A 14,438-nucleotide genomic window follows, 5' to 3' on the forward strand; every position below is an offset into this window, starting at 1 on the left:
TTGCCTTAACCCGGCCTCTCAATAGGCGTACCATTGGACAGCCCCCACCCGCCGTCGCCGGGTGATCACAGAGGCCTCCATGCTCCAGCCCGTCTCGGCCAACAACGATCTTCCCCCCACATCGCCGGGCGCGCCCGCCGCCGCCCCCAAGCCGGTCCTGCGGGTCAGCACGCTATCCCCCTTTGCCTTCCCGGCGTTCCGCATCATCTGGATCGCCAACCTGTTCGCCAACCTGGGCACCTGGGCGCAGTCGGTGGCCGCGGCCTGGGTCATCACCACCGAGCAGAGCAGCCCGCTGATGGTCGCCATGATCCAGGTGGCCGCCGCCTTCCCGCTGGTGGCCCTGTCGATCCTGACCGGCGTGCTGGCCGACAACTATGACCGCCGCAAGGTCATGCTGGTCGGCATGCTGCTGGAGCTGGCCGGCGGCATCTTCATCACCGTGCTGGCCTTCATCGGCCTGCTGCACCCCATCACCCTGATCGTCTCGGTCTTCTGCATCGCCATCGGCAGCGCCATCGTCACCCCCGCGTGGCAGGCGGCGGTGGGCGAACAGGTGCCGCGCGAGCACATCGGCAGCGCCGTGCTGCTCAACAGCGTCAACTACAACGTGGCGCGCGCGGTCGGGCCGGCCATCGGCGGCCTGCTGCTGGGCGCGGCCGGCGCGCCCGTCGTGTTCCTGCTGAACTGCGTCTGCTACGGCGGCCTGATCTGGGCCATCTGGCGCTGGCGCCGCGACGTGGCGCCGCGCCGGCTGCCGCCGGAACGCCTGCTGGAAGGCGTGGTCGCCGCGCTGCGCTACACCCAGCACTCCACCGTGACGCGGGTGGTGATGCTGCGCGCGTTCGCCTTCGGCCTGTCGGCCAGCGCGCTGTGGGCGCTGCTGCCGCTGCTGGCCTACGACCACGAGGACGGCAACGCGCTGCTGTACGGCTACATGCTGGGCGCGCTCGGCGTCGGCGCCATCCTCGGCAGCGCCGTGGTGCGCCGGCTGCAGGCGGCCTGGGGCGCCAGCGGACTGGTGAGCGTGGCGGCCGGGCTGCTGGCCGCCTGCCTGCTGATCCTGGGGCTGACCAGCACGCTGTGGCTGGCGTTTCCGGCGCTGCTGGTGTCCGGCGCCTGCTGGATCGGCGTGCTGGCCACCTACAACACCACCGTGCAGATGCTGGTGCCCGACTGGGTCAAGGCGCGCTCGCTGGCGCTCTACCAGACGGCGATCTTCGGCGGCCTGGCGGCGGGCTCGTTCATGTGGGGCCACTTCGCCGGCACCATGGGCGTGTCCGGCGCGCTGTCGGCGGCGGGCGTGATGCTGGCCATCACCGTCGCGCTGCTGTACCGCTCGCGGCTGCCGGAGCAGGTCAACACGCAATCGCTGGCGCGCGCCGACACCACCGAGCCGGCGCTCTCGGCCGCCGGCTTCAACACCCAGCACGGCGCGGTGCTGGTGGCGGTGGAATACCTGATCCCCAAGGAAAAGCTGTCGGCCCTGATCGACGCGGCGCGGCCCTTGCGCCTGCTGCGGCTGCGCAATGGCGCGCAGCAATGGCAGCTGTTCCGCGACCTGGAGCGCGAGGGCGTCTGGCGCGAGGTCTTCCTGGTGGAAAGCTGGATGCAGTACCTGCGCATGATCGACCGCATGACGCTGGCCGACAAGATGGTGCTGGACGGCCTGCTGGCGCTGCATGACGGCGACAAGCCGCCGGTGGTGTCGCGCAACGTCAGCTACCTGGCGATGAACGAGGCGCAGGGCTTCTCGCTGCGGCGCGAGCCCGAATCGCTGTAGGGGCGATCCCGGCGCCGGCCCTCAGAACGTGATCGTGACCAGGATCGTGTCGCTGTAGTTGCCCGGCCGCGGCGTGGTCTGCGCCGGCACGCGGCCATAGACCGTGAACTGCTGGTTGGCTCCCGTGCCCGTGCTGTTGAGCGCGGTGCCGCCGGTCACGCCATCGCCCCAGACCGTCGCGTAGTTCGAATCATGGTAGAGCTGATAGCTGACGGTATCCGCGGCGGTCGCGTGCTTCATCTTGCGCGCCAGCACGTTGCCGGCCACCGAGCCGCCGTTGAGCGCGACGGCGAAGGCATTGTTGTTGGTGCACAGCACCGTGATCTGGGCCGTCGCCGTCACGGCCTGCTTGAGCAGCCCCTGCGGCGCGAACGCCATGTTGGTCGTATTGATGGAGCAGTTCTTCTGCACCGTCGCCTGCACCGTCAGCGGCACGTACAACGTCTGGCTGGGCGCGGCGATCGGACAATTCACCAGCAGGCTCGCCAACAGCCCCCAGGAGATGTCGACGCGTATCGTGTTGGTGTAGCTCTCGCTGTACAGCGTGTTGGCGTTGCCGACGGTCGACACGGTGGTCTGGCTGCCCGGCAATTTGGCGTAATAGGCGAACGACGTCGACGCCGACCCTGTCGACAACACCGGCCCGGCCAGCAGCACCGAGGTCGGCGCCGAGGTGGTCGCATTGCCCCAGACCTGGCTGTGGCCGCTGTCGGTGTACAGGTTGTAGTTCATGCGATAGGCGCCCGAGCCCAGCGCCCGCGCCGCCGTCGACGGGCTGGTGGTGCCCACCCCGGCGGAAAAGCACAGACGCGCGCCAAACGCGAGCGCGGTGAAATTGCACGTCACCGCCACGGTGTTGCTGTCGGCGTAGGTATCGGTGGACAGCAGCGGATTGACCGGGCCGAAGTTGGTCGTATTGGTGGTCGCGGCGCCCAGCGAACACGAGGTCGCCTGGGCATCGGCCGACCATCCCGCCCCCAACGCCACCCCCAGCGCGAACAGGATGGACTTCATTGGCCGGGCTCCTTCAACGGCTGGCAAGTGAACGGCCCCAGCGTGGGCAGCGGCCGCGCGGGATCGTGCCGGTACGGGAACTCCACCACGCACGACACGCCGCCGCCCTTGACCCGCAGATGGTTCTCCGCCTGCAGGTCCTCGACAAAGGCGATGCCGTCGTAGCCCACCACCGACTGCTTGCCGCTTTCGATGTGCGCGACCTGCGCGCCCACCGGCACCGCCGCGCCGTCGGGCCGCCGCAGGATGACCGAGGCCGCCGCGTAGCGCTGCAGTTCGAACTTGACCAGCACGCCGGAACCCGACTGCGGCACCGCCACCGCCTTGGTCGTCTCCAGCTTCATGTCCACCGGCAGTTCATCGGGGTCGATGGACAGCCGGTTGACCTGGTAGGAATTCAGGTCCGGCACCAGCAGGTGGCCGGCGCTGTTGGTGCGGCCGAGCTTGCGGTTTTCGTGCAGCACCGAGACATCCGGCGTGCCGTCGGTGCTGACCAGCGCGAAGCCATCGTTGATGCGGCGCGAGGGCGTCAGCGCGCCGTCCATCAGCACCACGGCGCCGGTGGCCTGCAACGCCGCCTGGCTCTTGCCGCCGTAGTCCTGGCCCAGCGCGGTCAGCTGGCCATAGCGTCCCAGGAACTGCACCTTGCCCTGGTTGTACTGCCGGCCGCCGCTGCGGCCGTTCTCCACGCCCCAGCCCCAGCCGCCGTCATAGTCCACATTGTGCTGCGCGCCGACGCTGTAGATGCTCTGGTCGCCCTGCCGGCCCACCGAGGCGCTGGCCTGGGTGTTGTCGCCCAGCAGGATGGAAAAGCCAAGATAGACACCGTGCGAATTGGTTTGCGAGAAATCGTTGTACGCGCTCAGGTTCATCGAAACGCGGCTGTGCAGGTTGGCGGTGTACGAGGCCGATCCGATCCGGGCGGCGGGCGTCTGCGGCATGCGGAATCCGATATAGCTGAACGCGACGCTCTGCGAGGTCGTCAGCGGCAGCGAGAAGGTCACGCGGTCGGTCTGGCGCGGCATCGGCGCGTCCTCGCGCGAGCCCAGGTCGCCATAGTCGCCCAGCGCGCGCACGGTCTGCAGTTCGACGCTGAACGCGGGCTCGACATACTGGTAGCCCACGCTCACCTGGCCGCCGTTGTAGTGCCCGGCGCTGCCCGACAATGCGCCGTTGACCACGCCCGCCTGGCCCAGCCGGACCAGGGCGCCGGCGCCGACGTTGTAGACGCCGGCGCTCATTTCGGAATGGCCCTCCAGCGTCAGCGCGTCGTCCAGGCCGTAACGGCCCGAGGCGGTGACGGCGGGACGCTTGTCGTAGTCGAAGGAGCGCACGCTGAACTGGCGCCGCGCCACGCCCATCTCGATGGAATAGCTGGAAAGCCCGGCCGCCAGCATGCGCGTGTCGATGTAGAGCGGCACCGAAGTGCTGACGCTGCGCCCCAGCGCGTCGCGCGTGACCAGCGTGGCCTGGCCCGAGCCGGTGATGCCCGGGATCTGGTTGACCACGAACGGCCCGGCCGGCACATTGCCCGAATACTGCTGCACGCCGTTGACGTACAGCGACACCGACGACGGCACCACCGACGACGCGCTCAGCGACGATACCGGAAACGTCACCAGGTCCGGACGCAACGCGAAATTTCTCCCCCACTGGATGCCGGCCACCCGCACCGAGCGCGACCAGTTCAGGGACGAGGTGATGGTGTCGCCGATCCGCAGCGTGCGCAGCGTGTCCTGGTTGGAATGGGTCCAGTAGGTGTCGTAGCGCACATAGCGGTCGGCGCGTCCGCCCAGATAGGTGGTGCCGGTATTGCTGAGCGTGCCATGGCTGTCGAAATAGCGCTGTTCGCTGTACAGCGACACGGTGCTGTAGGCATCGGTCTGCGCATAGGCCTCGTAGTTCACCAGCAGGCCGCGCCCCGCGGTCGCGCGCGGCGTCTGCGGCAGGCCGCGGGTATCCACCTGGAACGGTTGGCGCAGCCCGTCGGGGACCACCAGGTTCACCGATTGCATGGCGGCGTTGTAGGTGTAGCGCAGCCCGGCGACGTCATCGAGCCGGATCTCGCTGTCGCGCGCCGCGCCCATCTTGCTCACGTCCACGCCGACCGACCCCAGCGCGCCGGGGCTGGCCGACAGGCGGCCCTGTGCGTCCCGGAAACGCAACAGCTGCGTCGTGTTCACGCCGTTGATACTCACCTCCAAATAGACATCGCGTTCGGCGATATCGCCGAACGACACCAGTTGGATGGGCAAATCCGCCGCCACCGCCGACGCTCCGAACAGCACGAGCGCGAAGCGGCATGCGCAGCGCCCGCATGCACGGATAGCGCGTACTGCCATGGGCTGCCTTCTCTTACCCCGAGGCCGCCGACAAGGCGGCGCGGGACGCAATCAGTCAGTCGGTTCGCGGTGTCACGGTGACGGGATTGCCGTTCACCAGCGCTTTGATCCTTACCTGTCCGGGCGCGGCCTGCCTGGCGGGAAAGCGCCACTCGCGCTGACGCTGCGCCAGGGCATAACCCAGCAGCCCGTCGACCTTGCCCAGCTGCGCATCGGCGCCGCCCACGACCTGCAGGGCCGCCACCTGCGCATAGCGGGTGCCGGTATTGGCGAGTCGCAATACCCATTCCTTGCCGTCGCGCGCCAGGTGCCAGGCCAGCTCCGGCGTCGGTTCGGGCGTGGCGCCGGCCACGAAGACCGGCACCGAATAGCGCATGCGCAACACCACGCCATTGACCAGCGGCGTGGACGGATCGGGAATCTCGTCGATCACCAGCCGGTAGCTCTGCTCCAGCGGCGCCACGTCCTTGCCTGCCCGCACCAGCCGCACCAATTGCTCGCCTTTGGGCGGCACCTGGATAATGGGCGGACTGGCCTGGATCGCCTCGGTCGGCGCCAGCACGTCATCGCCCTGGGCCTGGTCCCAGGCGTAGACGCGCACCTGGCCGTAAATGGGCGTGATGCCTGGATTGCGCAGCATGATGCCGGTGGCGCTCTGCTGCGGCGGCAGGTCCACCAGCACGGGCGATATCTGCAGCGTCGCCGCCCGCGCCGGCACGGCCAGGACGCTCCAGGCGAACGCCGCACCGACCAGTATGCGGAAAAGACGGCCCGCGAATGGGCGGGCCACTAGAAATACACCGTCGCGGTCACGGTCGAGGAATACGTATCGGGCGCCGGCGTGCTCTGCACGGGCACCGTGCCGTTCACGGTCAGCGCCTGCGATGAGCCATTGCCGACGCCGCCGACGCGATCGGTGGAGCCGGTATCGCCCCAGACCACCGTCTGGTTGGGCGCCGGCTGGTACAACTGGTATTGCACCGTGCTGGCGGTATTGCCCGTCCCGGTCCCGTTCATATAACGGGTGGCGAAGGTGGATCCCGAACCGCTGCCGGCGCTCAGGCCGACGGTATAGGGCGTGGTATTGGTGCAGGTCACGTTGACCGTGGTATTGCCCGTCACCGCGGTGGTGAGCAGGCCGTGACTGCCGAAGCTCAGGTTATTCGCGGCAATGGTGCAATTGGCCGTAATGGTCAGCGTCACCGTCATGTTGGCCGTGGTCTGGGCCAACGCCGCCTGGGGCAGGGCGCCGGCCGCCGCCAGTGTCAAAGTCAGAGTCGTCGCGCACAAGGACAAGCGTTTCATGAATCACTCCCACGAAATACTGCTGCACTGTCAGACCTGCATAACAACCATGGTACGGCGAATAAAGTAGGCGGGCACAATTTGGTTAAATTCAAACCCGCATCGCTTACCACTTCTCACCAAACGGATTAAGAATCCCGGACAACGAATTGAATTGTCTCTATGAAAACACGATTAATCCGGGATTGGATATTTTGTTGTAATTCAGCACATTAGAGAATTTCAATTAGTAACAGACGTCCTGAAAAATGCGGGAATTGCCGGCGGCGAGATTATGCTTTGATGATTATTCCGCCGCCGCCACGGGTGACCGCCCGGTCGCATTAATGCCGAGCGGCCGATAATCACCCCGCGCGCGCCATTGCGCTCGCCCGCCATGCGCGCGCCACGCCCGGTCGACGGCGCGGTCATGCGCGCCCGGCTGACGAAGCGTTGAATCGACATGTCGCACTAGAATCAACGCTCACCCACAGCCGTCGGCCCCGGCGTTTCGCCGCGCGTCTCCTCATGTTCTCCTTCTCAAGCAACACCATCCATCCGGCGGGCCGCGGCCTGCCGGCGTCCGAACGCCTGGGCGCGCTGCTGGCGGTCATGCTGGCGGTCTGCATGGCCAGTCTCGACACCGCCATCGCCAACACCGCGCTGCCGACCATCGCGCGCGACCTGCAGGCCAGCGACGCGGGCTCCATCTGGGTCATCAGCGGCTACCAGCTGGCGATGGTCGCGGGCCTGCTGCCGGCGGCGGCGCTGGGCGAGATCCTGGGGCACCGGCGCGTCTACATGGTCGGCATCGTGGTGTTCACGCTGTCCTCGCTGGCCTGTGGGCTGGCGCCGTCGCTGCCGGTGCTGGTGGCGGCCCGCATCCTGCAGGGCCTGGGCGCGGCTGGCGTCATGAGCGTGAACGCGGCCCTGCTGCGCTTCATCTATCCGGCCCCGGTGCTGGGTCGCGGCATGGGCCTGAACGCGATGGTGGTGGGCCTGTCGTTCGCCGCGGGGCCGACCGCGGCCTCCACCATCCTGCTGCTGGGATCGTGGCACTGGCTGTTCCTGATCAACGTGCCGATCGGCCTGCTGGCGGTGGCGCTGGGCCTGCGCGGCCTGCCCCTGACCACGCGCGCGCCGCACGGCTTCGACGGCCTGGCGGCGGCGCTCTGCGCGCTGACGCTGGGCCTGTTCGTGCTCGGCTCGAACGAACTGGCGCACAGCGCGCCGTGGCCGCGCGTGACGCTGGAATGGGGCCTGGCGGCGGCCAGCCTGTGGCTGCTGATGCGGCGCCAGGCCGGCCACCCCGCGCCGATCCTGGCGGTGGACCTGTTGCGCCGGCCGCTGTTCGCGCTGTCCGCCGCCACCGCCGTGTGCGCATTCGCGGCGCAGGCGCTGGCGTTCGTGTCGCTGCCGTTCCTGTTCCAGACGGTGCTGGGCTACACCCAGGTGCATACCGGCTTTCTCATCACGCCGTGGCCGGTGGTGGTGGCGATCATGGCGCCCATCGCCGGCCGCCTGTCGGACCGCTATCCGGCCGGCATCCTCGGCGGCGTGGGGCTGGCGCTGCTGGCCCTGGGCATGGCGTCGCTGGCCGTGCTGCCGGCCGCGCCCTCGGCCTGGGACATCTCGTGGCGCATGGCGCTGTGCGGCGCCGGCTTCGGCTTCTTCCAGTCGCCCAACCTGCGCGCCATCATGACCTCGGCGCCGCCGTCGCGCGCGGGCGGGGCCAGCGGCATGATCGGCACGGTGCGGCTGCTGGGGCAGGCCACCGGCGCCGCGCTGGTGGCGGCGTGCTTCAACGTGTCGACCACCCATGGCGCCGTGATCGCGCTGTGGCTGGGCGGTTTGTGCGCCGCCCTGGCCAGCCTGGCGAGCTTCGCGCGGCTGCGCTTTGGCGCGATCGAACCGGCCGAAGCGCCCGCCGCACGGTGAAAAGACACTTTTATTACAGTTAATGTCGTTATATATCGTGGATCAATCGACACATACGTAAGATGTGCAACACGCGCTAAATATCAAAGGGGGCCGGGCCGTTGTCCGGGGTGAGGCAGTCTCCTACCCCCCTAGAAAGACGCGTATGACACAGTTCCTGAAAGACATCACCATCCGCCGCATGATCCTGAGCACGCTGCTCATGATCAGTGTCCTGTTCGCCGGCCAGGCGACCATCAGCGTCAACGGCCTGCGCCACGCCGGCGAGGCCCTCGAAGCCAGCAACGACCTGCTGAACGAAGTTTCCTCGCTGTCCCTCATCAACGACCAGATCATGCGCGCCCGCCTGCGGCTGGCGCGGCAGCTGGAGTACGCCCGCGACGGCCTGGCCGCGCCGGCCGCCGAAGAAGGCCGCGCGATCGACGCGGCGCTGCAGGAAGCCCGCAAGAACCAGCAGGCGTTCCTGGAGTCGGCCAAGAACGATACCCCCGCGTCGATCCTCGACCCGTTGCGCAACGACTTCGACGCGCTGGTCAACGGCGGCATCGCGGTGCAGCGCAATTTCCTGGCGCAGGATGACATCGAGAAGGCCCGCGCCCATGCTTCGGGGCCGGTCGTCACCGCCAGCCGCGCCTTCGGCAAGAGCATCGAGAACTACCAGGCCTACGCCAGGCAGCGCCAGGAAGACCTGATCGCACGATCCAGCGTCGAACGCCGCGACGCCTATGTCGGCATCGGCATCGTGCTGGGCATCAGCCTGCTGTTGCTGGTGCTGGGCGACCGCTATGTCGTGCTCTTCATGCAGCGGCCGCTGAACGTGGTCAAGCGCCACTTCCAGCACATCGCCTCGGGCGACCTGACCGCGCCCATCGCGACCTACGGCAACAACTGCGTCGGCCAACTGATCCCGTATCTGCAGGAAATGCAGGCCAGCCTGGTCCAGACGGTGCATTCGGTGCGCGACGGCGTGGCCGAGATCAACACCGGCTCCAGCGAGATCGCCGCGGGCAACCAGGACCTGTCCAGCCGCACCGAGCAACAGGCCGCCTCGCTCGAGGAGACCGCGGCCAGCATGGAACAGCTGCTGTCCACCGTCACCAGCAACGCCGACAACGCGCGCCAGGCCAACGCCATGGCCGCCGAGGCCTCGGAAGTGGCCCGCCGCGGCGGCGCGGCGGTGCAGAGCGCGGTCGCCACCATGCGCGAGATCGCGCAGGACTCGGGGCGCATCGAGGACATCGTCGGCGTGATCGACGGCATCGCGTTCCAGACCAACATCCTGGCGTTGAACGCGGCGGTCGAGGCCGCGCGCGCCGGCGAGCAGGGCAAGGGTTTCGCGGTGGTGGCCGGCGAGGTGCGCTCGCTGGCGCAACGCAGCGCCAGCGCGGCCAAGGAAATCAAGCAGCTGCTGGGCGCCTCGGGCGAGACGGTGCAGGCCGGCGCGGTGCAGGTCGAGACCGCCGGCCGCACCATGGAGGAAATCCAGGCGGCGATCGAGCGGCTGACCACGCTGGTCGGCGACATCGCCAGCGCCTCGCACGAACAGGTGACCGGCATCGACCAGGTCAACACCGCCGTCACGCAGATGGATCAGGTGACGCAGCAGAACGCCGCGCTGGTCGAACAGGCCGCCGCCGCGGCGGCCTCGCTGGAATCGCAGGCGCAGCGCCTGCAGCAGTCGGTCAGCACCTTCCGGCTGCCGGCCGGCCAGCAGGAATACGCGCCGCCGGCCCTGCCGGTGCGTGAACGCCTGGCGCTGTCGGCCTGATCCCCGCGCGCGGCGCCGGCCTCGGGCCGGCGTCGCCGCGTCAGTCCAGCGCGGTCGCGCAGACCGGCTCGCCGTGGCGGATGACCCGCTTGGGCAGTTCGCCGCCGATCCAGTACGCCAGCTCGGCGGGATGCGCGATGTCCCACGCCACGAAGTCGGCGACCTTGCCCGGCGCCAGCACGCCGTGGCTGGCCTGCAGGCCCAGCGCGCGCGCCGCGTGGACCGTGGCGCCCGCCAGCGCCTCCTGTGGCGTCAGGCGGAACAGGGTGCACGCCATGCTCAGCATCAGCCGCAGCGACAGCGCGGGCGAGGTGCCCGGATTCAGGTCGCTGGAGATCGCGATCGGCACGCCGTGGCGCCGCAGCAGGTCGATCGGCGGCAGCTGCGTTTCGCGCAGCGCGTAGAACGCGCCCGGCAGCAGCACCGCCACCGTGCCGGCCGCCGCCATGGCGCGCACGTCGGCCTCGGTCAGGTATTCCAGGTGATCCGCCGACAGCGCGCCATGGCGCGCGGCCAGGCTGGCGCCATGCAGCGACGACAGCTGCTCGGCGTGCAGCTTCACCGGCAGGCCCAGCTGGGCCGCGGCCTGGAACACGCGCTCGACCTGCGCCGGCGAAAAGGCCAGGTGCTCGCAGAAGGCGTCCACCGCGTCCACCAGCCCCTCGGCCGCCAGCACCGGCAGCATGCGGCGCGCGACCTCGTCGATATAGTCATCGGCGCGGCCGGCGAATTCAGGCGGCAGCGCGTGCGCCGCCAGACAGGTGGCGCGCACGGTCAACGGCAGGGTCTGCCCCAGGTGGCGCGCCACCCGCAGCATCTTGCGTTCATTGGGCAGGTCCAGGCCGTAGCCGGACTTGATCTCCAGCGTGGTCACGCCATCGCGCAGCAGGTGCAGCGCGCGCCGCCGCGCGCTGGCGTACAACTGCGCCTCGGTGGCGGCGCGGGTGGCGCGCACCGTGCTGGCGATGCCGCCGCCCTGGGCCGCGATCACCGCGTAGTCCACGCCCTGCAGGCGCTGTTCGAATTCCTGGCTGCGATCGCCGCCGAACACCAGGTGGGTGTGGCAGTCGATCAGCCCCGGCGTCACCCAGGCGCCGCCCAGGTCGTGCTCGGCCGCCTCGTCGCCGCGCGGCAGGTCGGCTTCCGGGCCGACCCACTCGATATGTTGGCCGCGCGTCACCAGCGCGGCGCGTTCGACGGCGGCGTATTCGCCGCCGGCCATCGTCGCCACGTGGCAGTTGCGCCAGATCTGTTTCATGGGCGTGCTCCCGTCATCGTCGATGCGCTCACAGGCTGGGCAACAGGCCGGCCGGCATCAGCGCATTCAGGTGGCGGCCGGCGATCAACCGGCTGGCGGCCTCGATGTCGGGCGCGAAGAAACGGTCCTTCTCGTAGTGCGCGACCTGCTCGCGCAGCAGGCCGCGCGCGCGCTCCAGCTTGGGCGAGGTCTTCAACCCCGCGCGGAAGTCCAGTCCCTGGCAGGCGCCCAGCCACTCGATCGCCAGGATGTCGCGCACGTTGTCGGCCATCGGCCAAAGCCGCTTGCCGGCGTTGGGCGCCATCGACACGTGGTCTTCCTGGTTGGCCGAGGTCGGCAGGCTGTCGACGCTGGCCGGATGCGCCAGCGCCTTGTTGTCGCTGGCCAGCGCGGCCGCCGTGACCTGCGCGATCATGAAGCCCGAATTGACGCCGCCGTTGCTCACCAGGAACGGCGGCAGCTGCGACATGTGCTTGTCCATCATCAGCGAAATGCGGCGTTCGGACAGCGCGCCGATCTCGGCCAGCGCCAGGGCCAGGTTGTCGGCCACCAGCGCCACCGGCTCGGCATGGAAGTTGCCACCCGACAGCACGTCGCCCTGTTCGGCGAACACCAGCGGGTTGTCGGACACGGCATTGGCCTCGATCTGCAGCACCTGCGCCACGTGGCGGATCTGCGTCAGGCACGCGCCCATGACCTGCGGCTGGCAGCGCAGCGAGTAGGGGTCCTGGACCTTGTCGCAATCGACGTGCGAATGGCCGACCTCGCTGTCTTCGGTCAGCAGGTCGCGGTAGACGGCGGCCACGTCGATCTGGCCGGGCTGGCCGCGCGCCTCGTGGATGCGGGCGTCGAACGGCACGCGCGAGCCGAGCATCGCTTCCACGCTCAGGCTGCCGCAGACCAGGCCGGCGGCCAGCAGGTCCTCGGTCTCGAACAGGCCGCGCAGCGCATAGGCGGTCGACACCTGGGTGCCGTTCAACAGGGCCAGGCCTTCCTTGGCGGCCAGCGTCAGCGGCGCCAGGCCAGCTCGGGCCAGCGCGGCCTTGGCCGGCAGCCACTCGCCGTCGCAGCGGGCGCGGCTTTCGCCCAGCAACAGCAGCGACATGTGGGCCAGCGGCGCCAGGTCGCCCGAGGCGCCCACCGAACCCTTGAGCGGGATGTGCGGATAGACGCCGGCATTGACCAGCGCGATCAGGCTGTCGATGACCTGGCGGCGGATGCCCGAGCGGCCGCGCGCCAGGCTGTTGATCTTGAGCACCATGATGAGCCGCACCATGGCGTCGTCCAGCGGCTCGCCCACGCCGGCCGCGTGCGACAGCACCAGCGAGCTCTGCAGCGCCTGCAGGTCCTCGCGCGCGATCTTGGTGGAAGCCAGCAGGCCGAAGCCGGTGTTGATACCGTAGGCGGTGCGGCCCTCGGCGATGATGCGTTCGACGCAGGCGACGCTGGCGTCGATCGGGCCGTAGGCGGCCGGGTCCAGCGTCACGCGGCCCGCGTGCTGGTACACCTGGCGCAGTTGCGCCAGGGTCAGGTGGCCGGGGTTCAGGTGCAGATCCATTTCTTATTCTCCAGGACGGATGTTCGGTGTCATGCGATGTCGTGTCCGCGCCGGACCGGGCGGGGCGCGGGCGCCTGCCCGCGGCGGGCGAACACGTAATAGAGCAGGCCGGGCACGATCAGCCCGATGATCCAGGAAATGTCGACGCCGCCCAGGCGCGCGACCATCGGGCCGGTGTAGAGCTTGGTCGAGATGAAGGGCATCTGCACCAGCACCCCGAACACGTACACCAGGATGCCGGGCCAGTTCCAGCGGCCATAGCGGCCGTCCGGATCCGACAGTGCCGCCACATCGTAGCGCTCGCGGTTGATGAAGTAATAGTCCACCAGGTTGACGGCGCTCCAGGGCGTGAAGAAGGCCAGCAGGAACAGGATGAACGACTTGAATGCGTTCAGGAACGAATGCTGGCCCGCCAGCGCCACGCAAGTGGCCGCGCCGACGATCAGCACCACGAATACCAGCCGCTGGCGCCGCGAGATATCCACATGGCCGCGAAAGCCGCTGATGATGGTGGCGATGCACATGAAGCTGCCGTACGAGTTCAGCGTCGAGATCGTGACCTTGCCAAAGGCGATGCTGAAGTACAGCAGCGCCGCGGTGGCGCCGGCGCCGCCCAGGCCGACGATGTAGGCCACCTCGCGGCCGGCGAACTGCCCGGCCGCCATCGCCGCCGCCAGCACGCCCAGCGTCATCGCGATCTGCGCGCCCACCACCGACCCCAGGCCCACCGCCAGAAAGGTCTTGAACGACGAGGTGCGGCTGGGCAGGTAACGCGAGTAGTCCGCCACGTACGGGCCATAGGCGATCTGCCACGAGGCCGCCAGCGACACCGCCAGCAGGAACGAGGCCCAGCTGAAATGACGGATCTGCAGCAGCTGGCCGACGTCGCCCAGCACGATCACGCGGCTGAAGAGGTAGACAAACGCGATCAGCCCCAGCACGCTGGCGACCCGCCCGATGAGGTGGATCATGCGGTAGCCGAACACCGTCACCAGCACGATGACGGCCGCGAACAGCAGGATACCGGCGCTGTCGCTGACGCCCAGCAGCTGGCCGATGGCCTGACCCGATAGCACGGTGCCGGTGGCCGTGAACCCCAGGTACATCAGGCACACCAGCACGATCGGGATGGCCGCGCCGTAGACGCCGAACTGCACCCGGCTGGAGATCATCTGCGGCAGGCCCAGCTTGGGGCCCTGGGCCGCGTGCAGCGCCATGACGGCGCCGCCGAACACCTGGCCGATGAACAGCCCGATCAGCGACCAGAACACGTCGCCGCCCAGCACCACGGCCAGCGCGCCGGTGACGATGGCGGTGATCTGCAGATTGGCGCCCAGCCACAGCGTGAACTGGCTGTAGAGCCGGCCGTGGCGCTCGGTCTCGGGAATGAAGTCGATCGAGCGCCGTTCGATCAGCGACCCGCGGTCCTGCCCCATGCGTTGTCTCCTTGCGGGCGCCGCGCCGCGACGCCCGGTTCTTGGCGGTGCGCGCCG

General features: G+C 68.9%; 10 protein-coding genes. 3 read left to right on the top strand and 7 right to left on the bottom strand.

Annotated elements, in window-relative coordinates; genetic code table 11:
- Positions 1–79 precede the first annotated feature (79 nt).
- Positions 80–1,783 carry an MFS transporter gene (locus H0523_RS12595; protein ID WP_054434028.1) on the top strand — a complete coding sequence of 568 codons (1,704 nt, stop codon included), beginning with the start codon at positions 80–82 and terminating at the stop codon, positions 1,781–1,783.
- A 21-nt stretch (positions 1,784–1,804) separates the two neighbouring features.
- Here H0523_RS12595 and H0523_RS12600 read toward each other — a convergent pair whose 3' ends face one another.
- From H0523_RS12600 to H0523_RS12615, 4 genes are read right to left on the bottom strand one after another with little or no spacing between them, the layout of a single operon-like run.
- Entirely contained in the window at positions 1,805–2,797 is a 993-nt protein-coding gene (locus tag H0523_RS12600; RefSeq protein WP_054433994.1) for a Csu type fimbrial protein, read from the bottom strand.
- A complete protein-coding gene (locus tag H0523_RS12605) occupies positions 2,794–5,139 on the bottom strand; it encodes a fimbria/pilus outer membrane usher protein (protein ID WP_082380513.1) in 2,346 nt (781 codons plus the stop codon). The genes H0523_RS12600 and H0523_RS12605 overlap by 4 nt, the downstream gene beginning before the upstream one ends.
- Before the next feature lie 55 nt (positions 5,140–5,194).
- Positions 5,195–5,929, bottom strand: a complete 735-nt coding sequence (locus H0523_RS12610; RefSeq protein ID WP_231689818.1) for a fimbrial biogenesis chaperone — start codon at positions 5,927–5,929, stop codon at positions 5,195–5,197.
- Positions 5,929–6,444: a spore coat protein U domain-containing protein gene (locus H0523_RS12615; RefSeq protein ID WP_054433995.1), complete on the bottom strand. Its 516-nt coding sequence runs from the start codon at positions 6,442–6,444 to the stop codon at positions 5,929–5,931. The genes H0523_RS12610 and H0523_RS12615 overlap by 1 nt, the downstream gene beginning before the upstream one ends.
- Positions 6,445–6,951: 507 nt before the next feature.
- Between H0523_RS12615 and H0523_RS12620 the strand changes: the two genes are divergently transcribed.
- Positions 6,952–8,361, top strand: coding sequence for an MFS transporter (locus tag H0523_RS12620; protein ID WP_054433996.1), 1,410 nt, complete (start codon positions 6,952–6,954; stop codon positions 8,359–8,361).
- 145 nt (positions 8,362–8,506) lie between these two features.
- Entirely contained in the window at positions 8,507–10,129 is a 1,623-nt protein-coding gene (locus H0523_RS12625; protein WP_054433997.1) for a methyl-accepting chemotaxis protein, read from the top strand.
- A gap of 40 nt (positions 10,130–10,169) precedes the next feature.
- Here H0523_RS12625 and hutI read toward each other — a convergent pair whose 3' ends face one another.
- From hutI to H0523_RS12640, 3 genes are read right to left on the bottom strand one after another with little or no spacing between them, the layout of a single operon-like run.
- A complete protein-coding gene (gene hutI / locus H0523_RS12630; RefSeq protein ID WP_054433998.1) occupies positions 10,170–11,387 on the bottom strand; it encodes an imidazolonepropionase in 1,218 nt (405 codons plus the stop codon).
- A 28-nt stretch (positions 11,388–11,415) separates the two neighbouring features.
- Complete coding sequence (gene hutH, locus H0523_RS12635) at positions 11,416–12,945, bottom strand: histidine ammonia-lyase (RefSeq protein ID WP_054433999.1); 1,530 nt, start codon at positions 12,943–12,945, stop codon at positions 11,416–11,418.
- Positions 12,946–12,974: 29 nt separating this feature from the next.
- On the bottom strand, positions 12,975–14,381 hold the full coding sequence (locus H0523_RS12640) for a purine-cytosine permease family protein (RefSeq protein ID WP_054434000.1): 1,407 nt from the start codon (positions 14,379–14,381) through the stop codon (positions 12,975–12,977).
- Between the last annotated feature and the right edge of the window lie 57 nt (positions 14,382–14,438).

Source organism: Achromobacter insuavis (assembly GCF_902859645.1).
Taxonomy (GTDB): domain Bacteria; phylum Pseudomonadota; class Gammaproteobacteria; order Burkholderiales; family Burkholderiaceae_B; genus Achromobacter; species Achromobacter insuavis.

What these genes read in the sequence shown, in the direction of transcription:
- H0523_RS12600 (WP_054433994.1), bottom strand. Translation starts at nt 2,797, where the DNA reads ATGAAGTCCATCCTGTTCGCGCTGGGGGTGGCGTTGGGGGCGGGATGG.
- hutI (WP_054433998.1), bottom strand. Translation starts at nt 11,387, where the DNA reads ATGAAACAGATCTGGCGCAACTGCCACGTGGCGACGATGGCCGGCGGC.
- H0523_RS12595 (WP_054434028.1), top strand. Translation starts at nt 80, where the DNA reads ATGCTCCAGCCCGTCTCGGCCAACAACGATCTTCCCCCCACATCGCCG.
- H0523_RS12605 (WP_082380513.1), bottom strand. Translation starts at nt 5,139, where the DNA reads ATGGCAGTACGCGCTATCCGTGCATGCGGGCGCTGCGCATGCCGCTTC.
- H0523_RS12625 (WP_054433997.1), top strand. Translation starts at nt 8,507, where the DNA reads ATGACACAGTTCCTGAAAGACATCACCATCCGCCGCATGATCCTGAGC.
- H0523_RS12620 (WP_054433996.1), top strand. Translation starts at nt 6,952, where the DNA reads ATGTTCTCCTTCTCAAGCAACACCATCCATCCGGCGGGCCGCGGCCTG.
- H0523_RS12640 (WP_054434000.1), bottom strand. Translation starts at nt 14,381, where the DNA reads ATGGGGCAGGACCGCGGGTCGCTGATCGAACGGCGCTCGATCGACTTC.
- H0523_RS12615 (WP_054433995.1), bottom strand. Translation starts at nt 6,444, where the DNA reads ATGAAACGCTTGTCCTTGTGCGCGACGACTCTGACTTTGACACTGGCG.
- hutH (WP_054433999.1), bottom strand. Translation starts at nt 12,945, where the DNA reads ATGGATCTGCACCTGAACCCCGGCCACCTGACCCTGGCGCAACTGCGC.